The 21837-nt window shown below is 31.0% G+C and carries 23 protein-coding genes; 20 read left to right on the top strand and 3 right to left on the bottom strand.

Annotation, left to right across the window (positions count from 1 at the left end):
• The first annotated feature begins 229 nt into the window (after positions 1–229).
• The gene (locus tag DG508_RS13135; protein WP_108868583.1) at positions 230–673 is read left to right on the top strand and encodes a GIY-YIG nuclease family protein; all 444 of its coding nucleotides are present in this window, start codon (positions 230–232) and stop codon (positions 671–673) included.
• On the opposite strand, the gene DG508_RS13130 is transcribed toward DG508_RS13135, so the two are convergent.
• Positions 670–885: a helix-turn-helix domain-containing protein gene (locus tag DG508_RS13130; RefSeq protein WP_108868582.1), complete on the bottom strand. Its 216-nt coding sequence runs from the start codon at positions 883–885 to the stop codon at positions 670–672. The genes DG508_RS13135 and DG508_RS13130 overlap by 4 nt on opposite strands.
• A 95-nt stretch (positions 886–980) precedes the next feature.
• On the opposite strand from DG508_RS13130, the gene DG508_RS21380 reads away from it, so the two are divergent.
• The 8 genes from DG508_RS21380 to DG508_RS13085 all read left to right on the top strand — a co-directional run bounded on the left by DG508_RS21380 (position 981) and on the right by DG508_RS13085 (position 8806).
• The gene (locus tag DG508_RS21380; RefSeq protein WP_108868581.1) at positions 981–1184 is read left to right on the top strand and encodes a SymE family type I addiction module toxin; all 204 of its coding nucleotides are present in this window, start codon (positions 981–983) and stop codon (positions 1182–1184) included.
• Between the two features lie 191 nt (positions 1185–1375).
• The gene (locus DG508_RS13120) at positions 1376–2239 is read left to right on the top strand and encodes a LytR/AlgR family response regulator transcription factor (RefSeq protein WP_108868580.1); all 864 of its coding nucleotides are present in this window, start codon (positions 1376–1378) and stop codon (positions 2237–2239) included.
• A 137-nt stretch (positions 2240–2376) separates the two neighbouring features.
• Positions 2377–2937, top strand: a complete 561-nt coding sequence (locus tag DG508_RS13115) for a DUF2306 domain-containing protein (RefSeq protein WP_159090816.1) — start codon at positions 2377–2379, stop codon at positions 2935–2937.
• 158 nt (positions 2938–3095) lie between these two features.
• Positions 3096–3551 (top strand): DUF2750 domain-containing protein, encoded by a 456-nt coding sequence (locus DG508_RS13110; protein WP_108868578.1) that lies wholly within the window; start codon positions 3096–3098, stop codon positions 3549–3551.
• A 624-nt stretch (positions 3552–4175) separates the two neighbouring features.
• The gene (locus tag DG508_RS13100; protein ID WP_108868576.1) at positions 4176–5369 is read left to right on the top strand and encodes an alpha/beta hydrolase-fold protein; all 1194 of its coding nucleotides are present in this window, start codon (positions 4176–4178) and stop codon (positions 5367–5369) included.
• Between the two features lie 226 nt (positions 5370–5595).
• Positions 5596–6117 carry a hypothetical protein gene (locus tag DG508_RS13095; protein WP_108868575.1) on the top strand — a complete coding sequence of 174 codons (522 nt, stop codon included), beginning with the start codon at positions 5596–5598 and terminating at the stop codon, positions 6115–6117.
• A gap of 11 nt (positions 6118–6128) precedes the next feature.
• Positions 6129–7241 carry a serine hydrolase domain-containing protein gene (locus DG508_RS13090; protein WP_159090815.1) on the top strand — a complete coding sequence of 371 codons (1113 nt, stop codon included), beginning with the start codon at positions 6129–6131 and terminating at the stop codon, positions 7239–7241.
• A 182-nt stretch (positions 7242–7423) separates the two neighbouring features.
• On the top strand, positions 7424–8806 hold the full coding sequence (locus DG508_RS13085) for a hypothetical protein (protein ID WP_108868573.1): 1383 nt from the start codon (positions 7424–7426) through the stop codon (positions 8804–8806).
• A 347-nt stretch (positions 8807–9153) separates the two neighbouring features.
• Here DG508_RS13085 and DG508_RS13080 read toward each other — a convergent pair whose 3' ends face one another.
• Positions 9154–10209 (bottom strand): IS110 family RNA-guided transposase, encoded by a 1056-nt coding sequence (locus DG508_RS13080; RefSeq protein WP_108868572.1) that lies wholly within the window; start codon positions 10207–10209, stop codon positions 9154–9156.
• Between the two features lie 280 nt (positions 10210–10489).
• Here DG508_RS13080 and DG508_RS13075 point away from each other — a divergent pair, with 280 nt between their 5' ends.
• Together DG508_RS13075 and DG508_RS13070 are read left to right on the top strand one after the other, a co-directional pair.
• Positions 10490–11254: a class I SAM-dependent methyltransferase gene (locus DG508_RS13075; RefSeq protein WP_108868571.1), complete on the top strand. Its 765-nt coding sequence runs from the start codon at positions 10490–10492 to the stop codon at positions 11252–11254.
• A gap of 104 nt (positions 11255–11358) precedes the next feature.
• On the top strand, positions 11359–11769 hold the full coding sequence (locus DG508_RS13070; RefSeq protein WP_108868570.1) for a hypothetical protein: 411 nt from the start codon (positions 11359–11361) through the stop codon (positions 11767–11769).
• A 127-nt stretch (positions 11770–11896) separates the two neighbouring features.
• Here DG508_RS13070 and DG508_RS13065 read toward each other — a convergent pair whose 3' ends face one another.
• Complete coding sequence (locus DG508_RS13065) at positions 11897–13432, bottom strand: IS1182 family transposase (protein WP_108868569.1); 1536 nt, start codon at positions 13430–13432, stop codon at positions 11897–11899.
• Between the two features lie 262 nt (positions 13433–13694).
• Between DG508_RS13065 and DG508_RS13060 the strand changes: the two genes are divergently transcribed.
• The 9 genes from DG508_RS13060 (at position 13695) to DG508_RS13020 (ending at position 21812) form a co-directional block, all read left to right on the top strand.
• Positions 13695–13946 carry a type II toxin-antitoxin system ParD family antitoxin gene (locus DG508_RS13060; protein ID WP_108868568.1) on the top strand — a complete coding sequence of 84 codons (252 nt, stop codon included), beginning with the start codon at positions 13695–13697 and terminating at the stop codon, positions 13944–13946.
• Positions 13939–14238 (top strand): type II toxin-antitoxin system RelE/ParE family toxin, encoded by a 300-nt coding sequence (locus DG508_RS13055; protein ID WP_108868567.1) that lies wholly within the window; start codon positions 13939–13941, stop codon positions 14236–14238. Before DG508_RS13060 ends, DG508_RS13055 begins: the two co-directional genes overlap by 8 nt.
• A 132-nt stretch (positions 14239–14370) precedes the next feature.
• The gene (locus tag DG508_RS13050) at positions 14371–15213 is read left to right on the top strand and encodes a DUF3089 domain-containing protein (RefSeq protein WP_108868566.1); all 843 of its coding nucleotides are present in this window, start codon (positions 14371–14373) and stop codon (positions 15211–15213) included.
• A 50-nt stretch (positions 15214–15263) separates the two neighbouring features.
• Entirely contained in the window at positions 15264–15587 is a 324-nt protein-coding gene (locus DG508_RS13045) for a hypothetical protein (protein ID WP_159090814.1), read from the top strand.
• Positions 15588–15895: 308 nt separating this feature from the next.
• Positions 15896–17008 (top strand): serine hydrolase domain-containing protein, encoded by a 1113-nt coding sequence (locus DG508_RS13040; protein WP_108868564.1) that lies wholly within the window; start codon positions 15896–15898, stop codon positions 17006–17008.
• 632 nt (positions 17009–17640) lie between these two features.
• A complete protein-coding gene (locus DG508_RS21460; protein WP_108868563.1) occupies positions 17641–18234 on the top strand; it encodes an acyl carrier protein in 594 nt (197 codons plus the stop codon).
• A gap of 164 nt (positions 18235–18398) precedes the next feature.
• Positions 18399–19457, top strand: coding sequence for a DUF4932 domain-containing protein (locus tag DG508_RS13030; protein ID WP_108868562.1), 1059 nt, complete (start codon positions 18399–18401; stop codon positions 19455–19457).
• A 200-nt stretch (positions 19458–19657) separates the two neighbouring features.
• Positions 19658–20203, top strand: a complete 546-nt coding sequence (locus DG508_RS13025; RefSeq protein ID WP_108868561.1) for a helix-turn-helix domain-containing protein — start codon at positions 19658–19660, stop codon at positions 20201–20203.
• A gap of 100 nt (positions 20204–20303) precedes the next feature.
• Positions 20304–21812, top strand: a complete 1509-nt coding sequence (locus DG508_RS13020) for a serine hydrolase (protein WP_108868560.1) — start codon at positions 20304–20306, stop codon at positions 21810–21812.
• Positions 21813–21837: the final 25 nt, after the last annotated feature.

Genomic DNA, 21837 nt, shown 5'->3' with positions numbered 1-21837 from the left:
TAAATAACTTTGAGTCTGCAGTATCCCTTGTTTTCATAATAAATAAGTTAAAAGATTTTTATTATACTAACTCGGGATACTGCTTTTACATTGTTGCTAATTAATTGCTTGAGCTTGGTAAGTGCCAATCGGAAAATTCTCCGAATTTCCCTCAGACTCGTACCCTTTTGCTATCTTAGTTGCTAATCGCAACTAACCATACACAAACTCGTTATGCTCAATTAAACTTATGAAGAAAGGATATGTATATATTTTAAGTAACCCTGAATATAACGGGCTTCTAAAAATTGGAAAAACTGAACAAAGTATGCCTGAAAAAAGAGCAAAACAGTTATCTAAACCTACTGGAATAATAGGAGAATTTGTTGTTGAGTGGCATATTATTCTACCAGACTGCCATATAGCTGAAAAAATGCTTCATAGCAAACTCTCGGATTATAGATTTCAAGGGAATCGTGAATTTTATAGTATAGATTTATTTCTAGCTATAGATATTGCAATAAAGATATTCAAACCATTTTTTTATGAAATAGATGATTTTGAGGTTTACAATCGTCATACAAGTAATTCTTTAGAACTTGATAGAGTAATAAAACAACTTAAAATAGAATTAGGAGAAAATGTAGAAAGAAGAAAAGCTAAAGATGACTATGGTAAAAAAGCCAATGATTAAAAATCAACCAACTTCTTTAAAGAAACCTCTAAAGCCTTAGCAATTTCCAAAAGTGAATAAATCGTAGGATTGACTTTTCCATTCTCCAACTTTTCAAGTGCTTGCCTATCCTTATTGCAAGCACGAGCCAAATCAGACTGACTCCAACCCTTCTGACTTCTTAACTCAACAATACGCTGACCGACTTTCTTTTTAAGTTGCTCTTTATTCACAGAACAAATGTCAATTAATTATACGACAATTTTGTCATACAAAAGTTTGACAACTCAATTTGAATTCTTATATTTGTCATATAAATAGTTGACAGTTGAGCAAATTCAGGATTTTAAAGATATACAGTAAGTTCCGTTATCGCAGATGGGGGAACAATTATACTGTACCTGAAATTCGACTTGAGGGACAATGGTTGGAACAGCTAGGATTTGAACAAGGAAATGAAGTACAAATCGAGCAGAAAAATAGTAAACTGATAATAACAGTGAGGAAAGAAAAAGAGCATAACAATGTATAAAGCAAATAGGGCGTTTGTGATTTCCGAAAGTTTTGTATTTTTAAGCAATCACGCCAAAACAAAGTTTTGACGTTTAAGAAAATATAAAAGTAAAAACGTTTGTTTTGGCTTAGTGCAAAGTCGAAAGGTCATTTTCTTTTTCCTGCTCTACTTGCCTTATACTAGACGTTACCTACAAGCTCAGAAAACAAATGTTATCAATATTTAACCAAAAATATACCGCCCCAATTCCAGAATTAAAGAGTGTTGCAAAAGCCATACTTTTTGGGTTATTTATAGGGTTGTTTTTGATATTTTTTGAGCCATTCGACATAAACTTATCCACTAACGAAAACAAAAATTATCAATTACTTTTCTTTGGATGCATTACCACTGTTGTTCTACTAGTTTTTCTTTATGTTTTCCCTTTACTATTTCCTAAAATATTTTCTGATATACATTGGAAAGTAAAACATCAAATTATACTTTACTTAATTGCTTTATTTGTAATTGCAACCTTAAATGGATTTTATACAAATTACATAAATCACTTATCTTTTAATTGGTCTAACTATTGGTGGATTATTAACAAAACTTTTGTTTTAGGAGGAATACCTTTTGCCTTTTTAACACTTCTTGATTATAGGCAAAAAGTTAATTTAAATATAGCCGTTGCAAACAATCTTTCGAATGCACAAAAAGAACGAGTAACAAAACCAAGTTATGGGACTTATAACATTTTGACTGATTTAAAAAGTAAAACCTTCTGCTTAAAAGAAAATGATTTTAGCTATGCCATGGCCGTTGGAAACTACATTGATGTATTTGTCTCAATTGATAATACTTTAAAAAGAGTTACCTACAGAGTTTCACTTTCTTCATTTGAAACTCAACTTAAAGAAGCTCAAAAATTGGTACGGTGTCATCGTTCCTACTTTGTAAACCTTAAAAAAGTAGAAAGCATCTCAGGTAATGCTCAAGGTCTTAAGCTTAAACTTGAAAATCAATCAGAAATAGTTCCTGTATCCAGAAAATACATTCCCATTGTCAAACAATTTTTTCAAGAGAATCAATAACGCTTTTGACATTCAAATCATTTCTTTGTCATTCAAAACATATTTCAATCTAGCATTAAATACCCTGTTACATTTGGTGTATGAAAAAAAACGTTTTTACTACATTTCTATGTATTGGCGCTATCAGTATGATAGTTATGTCAACAAATTACTTTCAGTCAAATGATGCTGGAATACTTGAAAGAAAAGAAATTGCAGATAACTTGTGGTATCTTTTTAGTTTTAGAATACATATATTCTTGGGACTAGTATCTATTAGTGTTGGTCCAATTCAGTTTATCAAAAAATTAAGGAACAGGTATAAATATGCACATAAGGTCGTAGGATATGTTTATAGTGTGAGTATACTTTTTAGCAGTTTAACTGGGCTAATTATAGCTCAATTTTCCATGGGAGGTTGGATAACTGCAATTGGTTTTTCTGTTTTATCAATGGTATGGTTTTTCACTACCGCAATGGCTATCAAAACAATAAGATGTGGAGATGTATTGAATCATAAAAAGTGGATGTTCTTAAGTTATGGACTAACCTTTGCCGCCATTACCCAAAGAACTTTATTACTGATTCCACTGATGACAGAAGTTCCGTTTATGCCTATTTATCAATTATCTTCATGGTTACCATGGTTACTGAATTTGAATATTGCATATTTTTTATTCAAGCGTTCAGTTAGAATTAACAGATTAACTAATTCTTAAAAAGCCAATAGGTAACATCGTATAAAATTAATTACTTGTGTAATTCCAACTTAATAAAATCTTCGCAAATTCTATATCTAGTTTATATTTGTTATTTTTAGGTACCTAAAAAATAAGTAACTAATCTTATACAAAACGTTACCTGCAAGCCTAAAGCTATGTATCAAAATCATATAACTGTTAAAAATCGACATAAGAAGTTCATAAAAACTATATGCGAAACAGAAATAGTTTACGGACTGAAAAATAAAAAAGGACTTGCAACTTCAAGTTCTGTCCATTATGATGACGAAAATGGAGAGCCTGTCGGAATGATCTGTTTTTGGGGAGAAAAAACAAGGGCCAAGTCTTGTATGAAAGACGGATGGAAAAAATATGAGCCGACTGAAATTCCATTATCTGAATTTATGGAAAACTGGTGTGTCGGAATGGAAAATGACGGACTGTTAATCGGAACACAATTTGATCAAAATATGTTCGGATTTGAAGCAGAGCCTTTGGAATTAATAATAGACTTATCCACTGAATTAAAATCAATCGGAAAGGATTTGAATTTTAGAAAATTTAACGGAATAGCTGACTTAGAAAAACAAGTAAAAGAACTAATAGAATAAAAATATTCATGAAATTCTACAAACCTCTTTTTTCAGTAATTATAATTCTCATTCAATTAAGCTTATCTGTATTGACTCATTTTGATTATATAAGGTCCACGGAAAAATTGAAAACTGAAAATCCAGACCTATGGGAATTAATTAGCTATAGAACTACCTATGACAGTTTATTTTTATTTGTTTTGATTATTGGAATTTATGAAATGACAACTAAACCCAGTTTATTTAAAACTTTCGTGCGAGTATTCTTGGTTTGCATAATTCTTGGAACTCAATTTTCTGGAATAATCCCAATAGAGGACTTTTACTTTGGTGTTTATAATACATCTTGGTTCTCTGCGGTATTAGCCTTTTTGTTAATTTTAACCAAAATCGGAATAAATATTGTCTCTCGAAATAAAATAAAAAAGCCAGCAGGTAACAATGTATAAGAAAACATAGGGCTTTTGGGCTTAACCAAATGGTCTGTGTTTATTTGTAAAGTCACCAAATATAAAATTTGGTATTTACTAAAAATGATAAAAGCAAAATATTTATATTTGGCTTAGTACCAATCCGAAACGTATTGCTTATTACCTGCCCTACGTTTCTTATACGAGACGTTAGCACACATTAAAAACAAATATGAAGAAATTTATTTTAATACTTTTTGCATCTTTCATTTGCACACTACTGTATAGTCAAAATGATTCTCAACAAAACTTTGTAATCGGAAAAATTCATACTATAGAATCTAAAATTTTAGATGCAAATCGGGAGATTATCATTTATCTTCCAGAAAGCTATAATTATAATGACTACGTTAGATATCCAGTAATGTATCTACTTGATGGAAGGAAGTTTTTTCATTCATTTACGGGAGCAATAGCTCAAATGAGTAGTGATGCTAGCCCTCAGATTCCCGAAATGATTGTAGTAGGAATTTCAAGTCAAGACAGAGTTAAAGACTCTTCACCAACGAATTCATTAATAGGTTATACTGGACAAGAAGAAAAAGGATTAGAAGTAAGTGGTGGTGCAAACAATTTTATTGAATTTATAGAAAAAGAACTTATCCCATATATCAACGAGAATTATCGACCAAATGGCCATCGAATTTTTACGGGATATTCCTTTACTGGATTACCCGTGTTACATGCATTATTTTCAAAACCAGAATTGTTTAATTCATTTTTAGCAATCGACTTTAGTGCTTGGTGGGACGAAGAAGTCTCGCTAAAGAATTTGCACACATTCTATACAAGTTATAATAGTGTATATAAAGATATCTTTATTTCTACAATAGATAGAGTAAATAATGTAGTCTATCCAGAAAAGGAAAACAAAACATGGAAGTTCATTCAAATGTTTGACCAAAATCATCCTGAAAATATTGATTTTAGTTATAAAAAATATGGCTACAAATTAGAGAACCATCATTCCGTGCCGCTAATCTCTTTTATAGATGGTATAAAATATCTATTTCGTGGGTATATGATAAACTATGATGAAATGTATAACAGCCCAAATAAAATTAAAATCCGATTTGAACACTTATCTGATAGATTAGGATGGAAAATTGTACCTCGAGAGGATTTGATGAACTTTTTTGGGAATCAGTTTATGTACTCACATGTTGATAGGGATAAAGCTCTATTTTACTATAAATACAATACGGAGAACTATCCGCTATCTAACTATGCATGGTATTGTTTGGGGAAAGCCTATGAAAAAATGGGTGAAAAAGATAAAGCAATTATCGCCTACAAGAAATCCCTAGACCTACTTCCAGAAAATAAGGAATTGAGAAAAAGAATAGAAGAACTCGAAAATGAATAAAATAACGTGTGCTAACAATGTATAAAAAAATAGGGCGAATAGTGCTTAATCGAAAGGTCTGTGCGTGTTTGTCAAGTCGCCAAATTTAAAATTTGGCTTAATTAAAAAGAATAAGATAATTAACAAAATTTAAAAATTCGGCTTTAGTTTAATCCGAAAAGTAACGCATATGAATGCCCTACTTTTCTTATACTAGACCGTTGTGCATAATTAAAATCAATAAATAATGAAATATAAATTGGCTTCTATTACGTTTATGATTCTCATGTGCTTAACCACCAAAGCCCAGAAGATATCAGATGTTGAAAAACTATACGATGTTATTGAAGTATTCAAAACTGCATTTGTCGATTCGACAAAAGAGCAACAGTTCTATGATTTGTTCTTGCATGACTCTATTACCTGGGCTTCCGTCTATGAAGGGAAAACAAAGGAGTATCTTGAAATTGAAGATAATTATAAACCAATTTTTTCTGGTTCTTTTAAGGACTTCTATAAATGGATTAGAAAAGATGGGGACTATAAAGAAAATTTCTACAACTTAATAATAAATTTAGACAATAATCACGCAACGGTTAGTTTTGAATACACATTCGAAAAAAAAGATGAAATACAAAATTGGGGAAAAGAATATTGGACAATACTAAAAGTAGAAAATAATTGGAAAATTGCCAGTGTTCTCTGGACCATGAATTATCAGAACATAGAACAATGTCCATTTACAAACAATTCATATTACAAAGACTAAATTATCTCATTATGAAAAGACTGTTTTATCTATTTGTGTTCATAACCTTTATAGCTTGTAAAGACCAAACTAAAAACAACCTCAAAGTGCAAACCAAAAAATCAGTTTATGAACAAACGGATACCTATGTTACTCAAATGATGGATAGCCTTGACATAATAGGACTTAATTACGCCATTCTTCTAAACAATAAAATGGTTCATAAAAATACATTCGGATATGCAAATTTAGACTTAAAAGTTCCAATGAAACATGACAATCTTTTTGCTGTAGCATCTATTTCTAAATTATTTAGCTCAACCGCTTTACATGAACTTTTAAAAATGCAAAATAGGAGTGTTGATGAAAATATAGGAAAATTCCTCCCAGAAAGAACCGATTTACCACAATCATGGCAAGAATTAACATTAAAACAGTTATTATCTCATACTTCTGGAGTTCCCGACCAAATAGATTACCAAATTTTTCTAAATCCAGAAAGTGATGAATTCGTTATTAATGCATTAAAAGACAAACCTTTTGCATTCAAATCAGGTGATGATTTTCGATATAATGCCACTGGCTTTTTACTCATTCGCCTGATTATTGAAAAGCTTTCAGGGCAGACTTTTGAATTTTATATGCAAGAGAATTATTTTAACAAATTCAATCTTGTAAGTGCTGAATATGGTGGCTTTAAAAAGACCATTCCAAACAGAGTAACAAGTTACAGAACTGTTAATGGACAATTAGAAGTATTCCCTCTGGATTATTCCTCAAGTATGTATGCCGGAGCTGGGCTAAATATTAATATGGAAGATTTAACAAAGTGGGTTCAAGCAGTTTTAGATGAGAAAATCATAAGCAAAGAAGAATTATCCACCATTTGGAAACCAATAGCTTTAAATAATGGCAACTCTGGTTTTTTTGGTTTAGGATGGGAAACTTACGAATTGAAAAATAATATTTGGATGACTGGACATGGTGGTGCAGGAATTTCGTCAGTAAGACATTACTGGAAAGTTGATTCTGACAATACCGTGACAGTCATTTTATTAACAAATGGTGCTGAAAGCTGGTTAAGGACACCAGATGATATTAATATGTCAATTGCTAATCTCTATATGCAAGGAATTACAGATTGAAATTAAAACTATGCACAACAATGTATATGCGATAATACTCCCTAAACGGTCGCACTACGCATATACTAACCGTTGTGCGTAATTTGAGAAAACCTCGTTACTCAACCAAAAGTATAGTTCACTCAATATGACTTTTCTGAATCTGAAAAGTAAAATACATTTGAGAAACTAAAACCAAATCAATGAATAGACTAATAATATTCTTCCTTTTAACTTATCAATTAGGGATTTCTCAAAATATAGAAAAAGAAGTTTATTTAATTCATAACCTTTATGCATCTGGATTTGATAATGATGAATATTTATATTCGACTGACAGCATCAAAATTGAAAACAATAGTAAAGTATCTGACTTATTAAATGCAATTTCAAATGTTCAGTCAGTAGACGACATTTTTAAAAACTCGAAAATAGATACTTTAAAAATATTAAATAACCCTTTAGAATTAATTAAGAAGTATAAACGCTCAAAAGTCGATTGGAATAATGAACAGCAAAAGTTTATTAAACCAAAACTTAAAGATTTAAATATCTATAAAAAATACTATCTGGACTATCTAAACAATGGCTGTTGTATAACAATGCACCAAAGATATCGAGATGAATACCAAATTAGAATTTTTGAAAATAATCTATTGGTAAATGAAATCACTTCAAGAAAATCGATTGGAGGTTTCAAAATACCTTGGACAAATTCATTAACTGGAACAAAAAACTACAATTTTGAGATTGAGAATGTATTTCTTGATTCAAAAAAAAGGTCAAAGCCTCTAAAAGGAAATAAGCTTCAAAAATATCTAACAAACAAAATAATAGACTATAACATAACTAAGCTTTATGAATTATCAGCATATACTTATTACAAAGAGATTAAGGAATTAGAAAATGAATTTGAAATAAAATACTTTGGAGAAGTATATGGTCGAGGGAGATATATCTGGAATGAACCACAAACCTTCAAAATCAAACTTCACAATGATGAAATGTTAACAAATGTGGATTTGGTATTTATGGCTTCAAAACAAGGGAAATCTATTTATTCGAGAGATTCGATAATTCATAATTATCGCAAACCATTAGAAAGAATTCAAAATATTCAGTTCATTACAGATTACCTAAAAAATCATACTCAAAGCACTTTAGATATATACTTCTTCAATAACAAAACAATAAACGAATACAATATTGACGGAGTAAATAAAAGTCCTGAAGATTGGGAAAAGCAAGATAATTATGTGAAAAGTTTAGATTGGTATAAAACTGCTGATATTGAACCAAGTTTTGATATTCAAAAAGCTATTAAAACTTCACAAAAAAATAATTGTGGTTGTAATTATAGATTCGATAGAAAGTTCATAGAGCAAGCGATATTTTTTGAGATAAGAAATAAAGATAAAGATAGTTCTGTTTGGTTTTTACTTCCAGATGATACTGTTTTATTGTATTTAATGCAAGGACAGAAAGTTTTGGATTATGAGTATAAAGCTTTTGGAAATGAATACGCTGGAGTACAATGGCCTTGTAAAAGATTTAAACTAAACGGAGAAATAATTGAACGGAAATAAAAACTACGCACAACAATGTGTCCTATGTAAAGCCCTTTCCCAAGTCCTAGGTTAAAAATACGATATTTTAATATTCTAATTAGCTCATAATAATGATTTTATATTGTTGAATTGTTGGCAACTTCAATAAAAGTTGTCAATATTTCAACGATAGCCCATTATAACTCCGCATCCTATATGTGGTATGATATAAAATCATCCACCAGCATCACTATGATTATGATTGGCAAACAAGGCAACTTGCTATAAAATGTGATAACTATTATAAAGTTTCACCTACCGTGTTTAGTTGTCCTTTTCTGTGCCAAAAGTATTGTCGAGTTTTTAGGCTTATAGTTCTTGTTTTTTCAATTTATCACTCCTATCTCATATGGAGTCTCTGTTTTAATAATCGCATGAATACGACTCAATAGTTTTCTAGCTACTTTGACTAATATACGTTTCACATCCTTACCCTGATGAGATCGATAATACGCTTGCATAACAGGATCAAATCGTAAGGCAACCCAACTAGCCTCTACCAAATGACTCCGCATGATCCGGTTAGCTCGTGGTGTTAAACCAGAAGTAGTCAAATTATCACCACTTTGATGAACACATGGAATCAAACCAACATAACTAGCCAACTGTTTGAAGTTCTTAAACCTGCGTAAATCGCCCAACTCACATAGAATACCACACGCGACAATTGGACCTACTCCTGGAACAGATCTAAGCAAATAGTAATCCTTCTTGTAATGTTTGCGACAATACCCACGTAACTTAACACTAACTCCTCGTTGTTGTTTGTCTACAAAATCAAAAGACTCTAATCGGGTCTGTAAACAATAATCCATCGTCTTATAATCAAACAATAGTTCCTTTAACCAACTCCTGAATTTATGTGACCAATGGGGCTGATCCAACTCTTTGGGAATATCTACTCCCAAATACAAAAGTTGCATCTTGATCTGCGTTTTGATCTTACGAAGCTCTTTTACCAGATCATTACGCCTACGAAATAAACATCGTAATTGCTCTCGTTCTATATCTGGAACATGAATCCCTCGCAAACGACCATCTTTTAACTCTCTACATAATAATCGAGCATCAATCTTATCACTCTTTTGAAATTGAGCCTTGGCGGGTCTGTGAACATCTGCAGGATTAACTACCACAGAATGCCATCCAAATGATTCAAATAAACGATGATGGCTAAAACCACAACAACCCGATTCATAACAACAATAAACAGTATATCCCTTAAAATGTTTATCCACATACTTCTGCAATGCAAAAGCATTAGGGGGAATTGTCAGGGTAGAACCGTCAAACAGGTCTGTAGCTGTATGAATTTTCCAACTTCGCTTGTGTACGTCGATGCCAATAAATAACTTTGAGTCTGCAGTATCCCTTGTTTTCATAATAAATAAGTTAAAAGATTTTTATTATACTAACTCGGGATACTGCTTTTACATTGTTGCTATATTTCATGCTAAAATTGTGATCAATCGAAAAGCCTGTTCTTTTTTGGTTTTCCACGCATATCATTTTGATTTATTGCATTTTGAATTAAATTAGCAATAAACAAAAAATTATACGCTCGTGCTAAATCGAAGTTCCCAGAACTTCTGCTTGCGCCAAAATATGTACTTAACGTTAGCTGTAATATAATCAACTCAAGAATAAGACGATAAAGATAAAATGGCAAGCATTGGAGAAGACATAACAAGGAAACTAATTGAATCCAGTGGTATAAAGAACGGAATGAAGGTCTTGGATTTAGGATGTGGTAATGGAAATGTAACCTTTTTACTTGCCGATTACATAGGTCAAGACGGATTAATTGTTGGGATTGACAGTAACGAAAATGCTATAAATGAAGCAAAATTAAAATCAAAAAAACTAGGACTTTCTAATATTTTCTTTCATTTAGGAAATCTTGACCAAGATTTTAAACTTGGTTATTCGGGCTTTGATGCTGTTATCGTTAGGCGAGTGTTGATGTATTTACCAAACCCTAAAAAAACAATTCAAACGACATTGAACTATTTAAAGCCCAAGGGGTTATTTTTGGCACAGGAGAATGACCTTTCACTTACCCCAATCGGCTTGAAATCAATGCCGGAACACATTAAAATAATCAGTTTAATAAAAAAGACTCTTGAAAAAGAAAATGTAAATCTCAAAATGGGATTAGAATTAAATACAATTTTAACCGATGTAGGGTTAAGCGTGGAAAAAGTTTGGGTAGAAACAGCTATTAGCACTCCAAACCAACCTACCCCGTGGGCATATCTTGGTAAAATGATGAAAGACAGAATGTTAGAACAAAAAGTTATAAATGATGTATCTGAAATAGGGCTTGAAACTCTAGAGAAAAGATTGTCAGAAGAACGTGTCATAAACCAAAGTACGTTTATTACCGACTTGGTTTTTTGTGGTATCGGTAGAAAAATAACAAGTTGAAAGCACTTCAGGAATACCACAGCTAACAAAGATTTGTATATTGCATATGCTCCCTTCGGAAGCAAACGCACCATACAAGAGACGTTGTAACACATTAATAAAAAATGAAAATTACTTCCAAAATATTGACAATTGGAATTTTGTTTCTCTTTGTTTCATTTAGTAAAGTCTCTGAATTTAACCTTGAAAATAAAATACTTGGAAAATGGAGTTACTTTTCTGAAATGAATAAAACTGGAGCTTGGAAAAAAGTCAAAAAATTCGAACTCGACAAAAGCGGAATGGAATTTAAAAAAGATGGAATTTTAATTGCTCGAACGAATTCTGGATCATGTGCAACTCCTCCAATAACATATAAAAATTATGATGGAATCTGGAAAAAAACTTCTGACTCAACATTAGTTATTACTCACGGATTTTGGGGTAGTAAATTAGAAAGTCATATTTTAATAAAAACACTCGATAATGAAAAGTTGATGTTTGAAATATTAACTGATAAGATTATTAAAAATTAAACGTGTGCCAACACTGGTAACCGTTGCGCAAGCCCATAATTTTAAAGAAAACGACTTTATGTAAGCCTCTCTAAGGAGGCTTTCTTTATTATGTTCCCCTATTAAAATATAATTTTCAAGATCTTATTTAAAAATTAATGAGTCTATAAAAAGTAAAATATATAGATTCAAAGAAAATAGAGGTAGCAACCCCACTTTTTACCTTTTTATTGATAAATTTCAAGTACTTTTTCAAGTTATAAGCAATAGCAGATAAATGCATCACCTTGTTTGCTTGTTGTATCCCTATAGTATTTATTTTTCTTAATCCCATAAACTGGGTAAGCGTACCAAAAACAGGTTCGACGGTGCTTTGGCGTTTTGCTTTCATATACCTCCCTTGTTTAGAGTTTACTCTAGCTATATTTCGTTCATATTCTTCACGAAAATACGTAACACTAAATTTCTTTTCCTTTGCTGATTTACCCAAACAATTAGCAGCCAAAGGACATCCTTTACATTGCTTGCTAGAGCTTCGATATTCTTTCTTTAAGGTCTGAGTACGATAATCTTTGAAGACCTTTTTAAAAGGAATAACCTCTCGATTTGGACAAACATAATAATCTCCTTCTTTAATGTAAGTAAAACCTTCTGGTCCTCCTTTATAAGTGCCATGTGGTGGTATAAAACTCTGCAACCTTTGCGCTTCTAAAAATGCATAATTCTCCCCACTGCTATATCCTGTATCTGCTACACAATTTTGCCAGAACAATCCTTGTTGCCATAAACGCTGTTTAACACGTAATACAATATCTTCTAATTGTTGATTATCCTTACCGTCTGCATGATAGGACTTGATATCTGTTATCACATGATGGGCTGTATCTACCGTTAATTGACTTAGGTAATTAAGCTTTCTGGCTTTGCCAGATTTTACACTAATACGAGCATCTGGATCTGTAGGGCTGTAATGGGTTTTGTTACTGGTATATCGACTCCCTTTATTACCTGCACCTGGTCTTTGATCTTGATCCTTAGACCATTTTTTTTGCCTAGATCCTATACTATCTAACTGTTTTTTACTAGCTGTAATTGTTTGTTGTTCTGGACTAGATTTATCAATCTTTGCTTTACGAAAAACTTCCTTATCCCGCTGACTGATATGACGAACCTCTGCCAAATGACCTTCCAAATCTTGAGCAGGTACTTTTAAGGCTAGACTATCCATACTAGCATTTGCCTTTACAGGAGCAGAGTCTATAGCTTGAGTGTGACCACTTACCATGCCTTTATCAATACACAATACAAGAATTCTAGTAAAAACTTCTTCAAAAACAGCTTCTGGAAATAAGTGTCGAGTTCGACTTATTGTACTATGCCACGGTAATTCTTCATCAATAGCATAGCCTAAGAAATAAAGAATATCCAAACGCATACTACAATGATCAATAAGTTTACGATCACTGATGATATTCTCTAAGTAACCAACCAAATATAATTTTAAAAAAACTACTGGATCAATACTCTTTTGGCCAGAATAACCATAATACTTTTTAGTGCGGTGATATAAAAAATCTAGATTCAATACCTCTTTTAAACGACGGTAAAAATTCTCTTTCGCAACACGAGAACTAAGCTTAAAATCATGAAAAAGCTTCTCTTGGTATACTTTTTTGCCTTGCATAACTCAAGATAAAAACTAACAAACTTAAAAGCAGTTAATTCTATCTTGTATTTTTGTTAACTTGTGCAACAGCCACAACGTGTATAATTCATTGCTAGTACTTGCCTACTTACGAAAATCCTCGCGGATTTTCTATTTGGTTTGTATTTGCTAAATTAATTGCTTAAACACGCAACGAAATCATACACAAGAACGTTGTGTGTAATCACTAAACTTGTGTTTTTTACCAATTTTTGGTATTTTTGAAATAAATAATATTAAAATGAGTAAAAATACATCAATATCACTCGGAAATTATTTTGATCAATTCATTCAGAGTCGAATACGTGAAGGACGGTTTAAAAATGTAAGTGAAGTAATCCGTGCAGGATTAAGGCTTCTAGAGGAAGAAGAAAGTAAAACTGTAGCCTTAAAAAATGCTATTCAAGAAGGAATTGACAGCGGAATTGCTCACGATTTTAATCCCAAAGAGCATCTTAAATCTCTAAAAGCAAAAAAACACTCGAATGGCTAAATTTAAGCTGACTAATATAGCGGTTGAGGATTTATCAAAGATTTGGGATTATACTTTTGAGGTTTGGTCAGAAAAACAAGCCGACAAATACTATGAAATGTTGATTTCTAATTGCCAAGAAATAGCTAATAATCCTGATTTAGGAAAGAACTACAGCGGAATTACTAAAAATCTCTTTGGAGTAAAAGCAAATAGACATATTATTTTCTATCGAACTGTTGACGAAAATTATGTAGAAATCACAAGGATTTTACACGAGAGAATGGATTTAAAAAAACGAATACTTGAATAAAAACTACCCACAACAAAGAGTTATATAGTGCATATGCCGTCTTCGACTGGCACGCAACATACAAGAGACATTGTGCACAAGCTGAGTTAAACCATTTAGATAATAGAGAGTCTAATAGAAAAACATTTATAAATGAAAAATATAGTTTTAATATTGTTAGTTTTTTTATTGTTTTCTTGTTCAAAAAATGATTCCGCAGAACCAGAGCAACAAGAAGAAATTGAAACAATCCAAATCCCATCGTCTTCTATTGACTATAATTCTTTAGATAATTGGGCATTTCACCCAAATAAGACGACTATTTTATCTAATTACAATTTGGATATTGATGTTATTGACGAAAATTTACAAGTTGAACAAACCATTCAAATAACAAATAATTCAAATACTAATACTGGCATTGATGTTTTTTGGGTACATCCTACCCAAATTATAGATAACTCATTTGCTGGAAATGTAGACATTGCAGAACAGCCAGGAACAATAATATCACTAACAATTTTGGCTCAAGGTGGTCTGTTATCAAAATATGGTAGAATGTATGCCCCAAGATACAGACAATCGATAGGTTTGGTTTACCGTGATGAAAACATTGATAAAGAATTTCAAGCAAATATAATTGCGACATCATATAGTGATGTAAAAGCAGCATTTCTAGATTATCTTAATAATCATAATAACGGGAATAAAATAATTTTGGCAGGACATTCTCAAGGCTCATACTTATTAGGAATGTTATTACGTGATTTGTTTGACAATGATATTGACTTAAGAAATAAACTAGTAACGGCAGCTCTGGGAGGTATGGGTTATGTTTATGCTCAAGAAGGGAAATACCAAGGTGGATGGTGGCAAAACATTCCATTATGTACTACAACAGATGAGTGTGGTTGCATAAATAATTGGGCCTCTTTTGATGAAGAACAGGATTTTATTGATATAACCCTAGTTTACCTGAATTTAACCCTTACTTGATTAATAGTGGGCTTGTTTACCGTGCTTTTGATGAAAACCAAGATTGGTTCGTGCAAGATTTCAGCTATTACGGAGAGACTAGCGAACCTTTGGAAAACTACATAACACCAAATGCAAACTATAGCCTAGGAAATGGAGCTAATTTTATAGCTTTTAATGGTTTATATAATGTAAGACAAAAAAGAGATGATGTTCAAAAAGTTGTATTGAGTGTTGACCATAACCCGCTGATGAACGACCAAAGGCCTAACGACTTAGAAAGAGAGCAAAATAGTCCTAATTATGCAGATTTCGGTTACCACACAAAAGATTATCATATCTATTTATGGGCTTTGATGCAACAAATAGATGAAAAAATTAATAATTGTCAATAAAAGCCAATGCACAACAATGGTGACTGCTGCACAACTATCTTTTTTGATAAAAAATTAAAACCTTGAACGAAACCCTAAATAATTAGTATTAATAATCAGTGAGTTGTGTTTGTTTAGAAAATAAGAAATGATGATTCTAAAAAGGTTTGGAGTCGCGCAACAGTCACAATGTGTATCAGCAATAGCGGTTTGAGTGCAAACTCGAACCGTTTTTGCGTTTAAATAAAGTATATTGTTATCCGAAGGCAGTTGCTTAAAAATCCTCTACTACTCATACACCAGACCGTTACCTGCAATAAAAGGACAATATGAAAAACCTAAAAACAATTTTATTAATAACAACAGTTTCTCTTATAACATCTTGCAAATTTCAAGACAAAGAAAGTATATCAGACAATCAAATTAAGAGATATGAAAAGCAAATTTTATTATTCCAAAAGGAATATTCAATTCCAGGATTAGCCGTAGGAATTTCATTAAATGATTCTTTAATCTACTCTAAAGGCTTTGGATTTTCTGATATAGAAAACCAAATAAAAGTAACACCAAATACACCTTTTAGAATTGCTTCAATTACTAAGCCTTTTACCGTAGCAGTTTTAATGAAACTTGTGGAAGATGGTAAAATTAATCTTGATTGGAAGATTAAAGATTATTATCCAGATTATTTAGGTTCCTGTGAAAGGATTTTAGGATATTTTAATACAGATATGCCAGAATACTCTTTCCTGTTAAATCAATATCAACCAAATAGAGATGACATAACTTTAAAACATCATCTATCTCATACGGCTGAAAAAGTACCTGGAGAAAGCTATAAATATAACGGTTTCTTATTTGGAATGCTTTCTGACGTTATTGAAACAGTTACTCTATCAAAATTTGACATATTGGTTGATAATTTGATAATAAAAAAGTTAAATCTGAAAAATTCTTTATCATCTCAATTAGACACTTCTAAACCAAATGTCATTAAATCTCTTGCTAAGCCATATATTATAAAGAGTAATGGAACATTCGAAATTGGAGAATATCCTGACCTTGAATTAAATGCTGGTGCGGGAATAATATCAACCGTTACAGATTTAATGAAATTTGACAATGCGATAAACCAAAATTTATTGGTAAAAGAAAGTACTAAAAAAGAACAATTCCAGCCATTAATATTGAATAATGGAGATATATCACCATATGGACTTGGTTGGTTCACTCAAAAATATAAAGGTTATACTTTGATTTGGCACAATGGATGGCAACCAAATTCATATTCAGGACTTTATTTAAAAGTATTAGAAAAAAACTTGACATTAGTTCTATTGGCTAATAGTGAAGGATTAAGTGCACCTTTTGAATTGGGAAAAGGAGATGTATTATCATCAGATTTTGCTAAATCATTTTTGGAATTAGTTATCAATGAATAGAATAAAGCAGGTAACACTGTATCATGTTATCATAGCAGCTAAGTGAACAATCGAAAGGTTATTGTATTTTTGGTAAGGCGCAATACTTGCAAAAAGAATCCCGACGCTTCGGGAAGCAACCAATGCACAAGAAAAATCGAAAAGCTAGGTAACATTTTGCCCTGCTACGACACATATATTTATCTTAACGAACATTCAAAAAATTGAATTCAAAGACTAAATATACACTTCTGACTTTAGCTATTTTAGGCTTTGTGTTGTTGTATTATAACCACAATAATGCATTGACTGAAGCGAGTTTTGATCCAGTGGAATTAAAATATTCTAAATGGTTCTTTGGAATTGGAATTTTATGTGTTGGACTATATTTTTCCAATAGCAATTGGCAGAATGTATTGACTAAAATTATGTTAGGAGCGTTTGGAATTTGTCTTACTCTAAACTTATATCTGTTTGTCCAAATTTATGAATATGTTCAGATTAACAATAAGGTACTCTGAATACTCTGAAATAGAAACTTGTAAAGAAATGGAAAAACGATTCGCTACTGATCTAAAAAATGGAGAAATCAAATATTTTCAGTTCGGAATTGGTTATGATATTGAATTAGAAAAAGCGCTAAAATATAAATAATGGGACTAGACTCAGTAGAATTGTTAATGTCTTTTGAAGATAAATTCGGTGTTTCGATTCCAGACGCGGAGGCTGAAAATATTGCTACTCTTCAACAAATGGCGGATTCGATTTTCGAAAAAATAAAGTTGAAGCCAAATGACAAGTGTTTATCTCAAATAGTATTTTATCGGACAAGGCAAGCATTTGAAGAGTTCGGTAATGAAAAAGCGAATATTACTCCGAACACAAAAATGTCGGATTTACTAAGCAAAACGGATTTACAATCTGACTGGAAAAGATTGGAAATTAAAATTGGACTCAAAATACCCGAATTAGTTGACCTAGACTTGGACAAGACTCTTAATAAGGAAGTGAAATTTCTAGGGTTTAAAATATTTGATCGAACTGAACCTGTTGCAGAAAACACTTTGAGGAAATTCACGGATTGGATAATTTCAATGAATTCAGATGAATTAATCTCAATCGAAGATATTTCAAGTAAATATGAAATTGAAAGGATTATTTGTGGACTAGTAGAATATCAAACTGGAGTTCCATTAAGTGAAATTGAAATGCATCATTCTTTTACGAATGACTTGGGAATAGATTAAAAACGTATAGCAACACTATATTATGATGTCATAGCAGTTAAGTGATGAATCGAATGGTTGTTGTATTTTTGGTAAGGCACAATGTTTGCCAGAAGTAAAAGTTAGCAACCAATGCGCAAATAAATCGAAAAGTAGGGTAACAATTTAAAAAAAGTAGTCTTTATATGAAAACACAGTTAATGAAAAAAACTATTTTGCTAATTCTACTTTTAGCTTCTTTAACAAGTATCGGACAAAAATCGAAATTAAACATTACAATTGACGAAAGGGTAGAAACCATCTATTCAATAGCATTTTTAGATAATTACTTTCTAGTCAGTAATCACGACAATCTTTACAAATCAAAGCTGAAAAATAATTTTAAAGCTCTGAAGAACCATAAGGCAGTAGCTTTATTTGACACATTATCTAAAAAACACGATTTTAATTTTAATAACGTTACAGATTGGGTTCTACAATTCGGGGAATTTCCTGAATTGAATAAAGTAAGAGAAGTCATAAATCCTGATTCTTTTGATGAAAGCAAAGGAGACTATCTAATTAAAAAATTCAAAAAAGAGTTTATTTCCTTTAATCAAGATTCCTTATTTCAAGCATATTTAATCGAAGTAAAAGAATTGAATGAGAAAGTCATTAATCAAGTTAAACAATCTAAATCTATTCAACATCTTCCAACTTATTTAGAAAAATATTACGGAAGCGAATTAGGTTCCTATAATTTAATTCTCTCACCATTAGTTCATTCAGGAGGTTTCAATTCAAAATTCATAGCAGATGAAAAAAAAGAAGTTTATGCTATAATTGGACCGAATGGAGAAATTGAACATCTCCCATATTTTGAAAAAGAATACCTTGAAATGGATATGATTTTACATGAATTTGGTCATTCTTTTGTAAATCCTTTAATGGAAAAATTTCATGATGAAATAGAAACTATTAAAGAAAAATATTACACTGAAAGTTTAAAAAAAGATGGACAAAGCCAAGCTTATAGTGAATGGAAATATCTTTTTAACGAACTTATAATAAGAGCAATAACAATAAGAATAGCAAATAGAAATTTTGGAATAGAAAAAGCTAAAGAACTTTTAGATTACGAAAAAACTATTGGATTTTCATTAGTAGGTAATATTGTAGAAATTTTAAAAGAATATGAAAACAACAGAGAAAAATATTCGAAATTTAGTGAGTTTTATCCAATTTTAATTGAACGAATGAAATAAAAAACTACTGGCACCATATCTTGCATTTTTATTAACTTGTACAACAGCCACAACCTATATAAAAAATAGTAGTTAAGTGCTAAACTTAAAGTTCAGTTCTTTTCTGTTATCTTTGTTTTTTACTGAAAAATTGTACCCACAAATCTGCAACTTTTCATATACAAAATGTTGTCTACCATACGAAAGAAAGATTTTAGAGATTGAATAAACTTTTAAAATATCGAGAAAAACTAAATCTCACTCAAGAGGAATTAGCTGAAAAAGCAAGTGTTTCTACTAGAACAATTCAGCGAATTGAAAAAGGAACAGAACCCAAAGGACATACTTTAAAAGTTTTAGCAAAGGCTTTGGGAGTTTCAGAAGGTGAATTAAGAACATCTAAATCAGAATTAGATACAAAAACTATAAATTATCAACATTCAAAATTTATTAATCTTTCATCTATAGTTGGTGTCATTTTTCCACCACTCAACATTTTACTACCCTTTTTTATTATGAAGTATAAAAAACAAGTAAATGAAGTGAATAAACAGATTGTTTCTGTACAAATTTTGTATACAATTATTGCTTTTGTAGTGATTGCTTTAAGTCTATTTATCCCTAAATGGTTTGGAATCACCAAGCAATTATTTTTAATGTCATTAATCAGTTTCCCTATTGTCAATCTATTTATAATTGTTAGAAACACCAGAGAATTAGATAAAAACCAAAAACTGTATATAAAATTAAATTTCAGTTTTTTATAATATTTGTCAGGAGTTTGTCATATAATTGTCGGTAATATTTTTACTTATATTTTAATTGGTATCAAGAGATTTGTAATTTCAAATATCAATCAAAATTAAAATGAAATTCTACAAACTAATTTTAGCAATCGTATTAATTCTAACATTTAAAAACAGTATTGCACAAGTCAAAAATAATTCATACTTATTTATTGAACTAAAAAAAATGGATAGTCTTATTTTTGATGAAGGCTTTAACAAATGTAACTACATTGCATTAAAAAAGGTACTTCACAAAGATTTAGAGTTTTTTCATGACGTAAGTGGTACTCAAAATTTAGAACAGTTTTATGGCGCTTTTTCAAAAAATATCTGCAATAATTCTAATTATAAACCAATACGAAAATTACTATCTGAAACCCTTGAAGTCTATCCTTTAAAAAACAATGGGCAATTATATGGTGCTATTCAAAAAGGCGAACATAATTTTCATATTAAAGAACCAAATAAAGAGATTTATATAACGGGTTATGCAAAATTTATAACTACTTGGATTTTAGAAAATGGAGAATGGAAAGCTAAACGAATTTTGAGTTATGACCATAAACCTGCAAAAGGTTATGGTAATAGATTCAAGGCTGATTATGCACTTCCTCTGTTTGATAAAGACAAAAAAATAGAAGAGCTATTAATGAAACACAAAATTCCATCTATAGCGTTAGGAATAATTAAAAATGGTAGTCTTCAACAAATACGAACATTTGGAAATAAAAAATCAAGTCAACCAATTTCCAATAACAGTATATATAAAGTTGCATCCTTAACAAAACCAATCACAACCTTTGTTGTATTAAAACTGATTAATGAAGGTATCTGGAATTTGGATGAACCTGTTTCAAAATACTTTATAGATGAAGATATAAAGGATAATAAATATTTAAATAAACTAACAACAAGACATATCTTGTCTCACCAATCAGGTTTCCCTAACTGGAGGTATTTAACAGATGATAATAAGCTATTTTTTCAATTTGAACCAGGAACAAAATGGCAATATTCAGGAGAAGGCTTCGAATACTTACGTAAAGCGATTGAAAAGAAATTTAAACGCAATTTTGAAGAAATTGCACAAGAAAAATTGTTTGCCTTACTTGGAATGAATAGTACTCATTTTTATTGGACTAATGAAATTGATGAAACACAATATGCAGTTGAACACGATGAAAACGGAAAACCAATAGAATATAAAAAGTATAATGTAGCAAATGCTTCTGCAAACTTATTAACGACAATAGAAGATTACTCTAAATTTTTAATATATGTTTTAAATGGCGCAGGCTTGTATGAAAAAACTTATAATGAATTTTTAAAAGTCCAAGCAAATGAAAAAGATGGGATTGATTGGAGTTTAGGAATGCAAATGTTATCTAACTTACCAAATAATGAAACTGCATTTATGCATACTGGTGGGGATTATGGTACAAAAACAATAGCTGTAATCTTTAAAAACTCAAAAAACGGATTAGTATTATTTGCAAATTCAGAGAATGGAATGGCCATATGGCAAAAAATCTTATCAGAATATTTTGGAGAACTAGGAGAAGAAATAGTTCGTAGAAATTTGGAATAGACAGAAAAAGTACGATACACAACAA

The sequence above is a fragment of the Aquimarina aquimarini genome (assembly GCF_900299535.1).
GTDB classification, from domain to species: domain Bacteria; phylum Bacteroidota; class Bacteroidia; order Flavobacteriales; family Flavobacteriaceae; genus Aquimarina; species Aquimarina aquimarini.
Note: the sequence above shows the minus strand (reverse complement) of the source record. Positions and strands in the feature narration are given on the sequence as shown.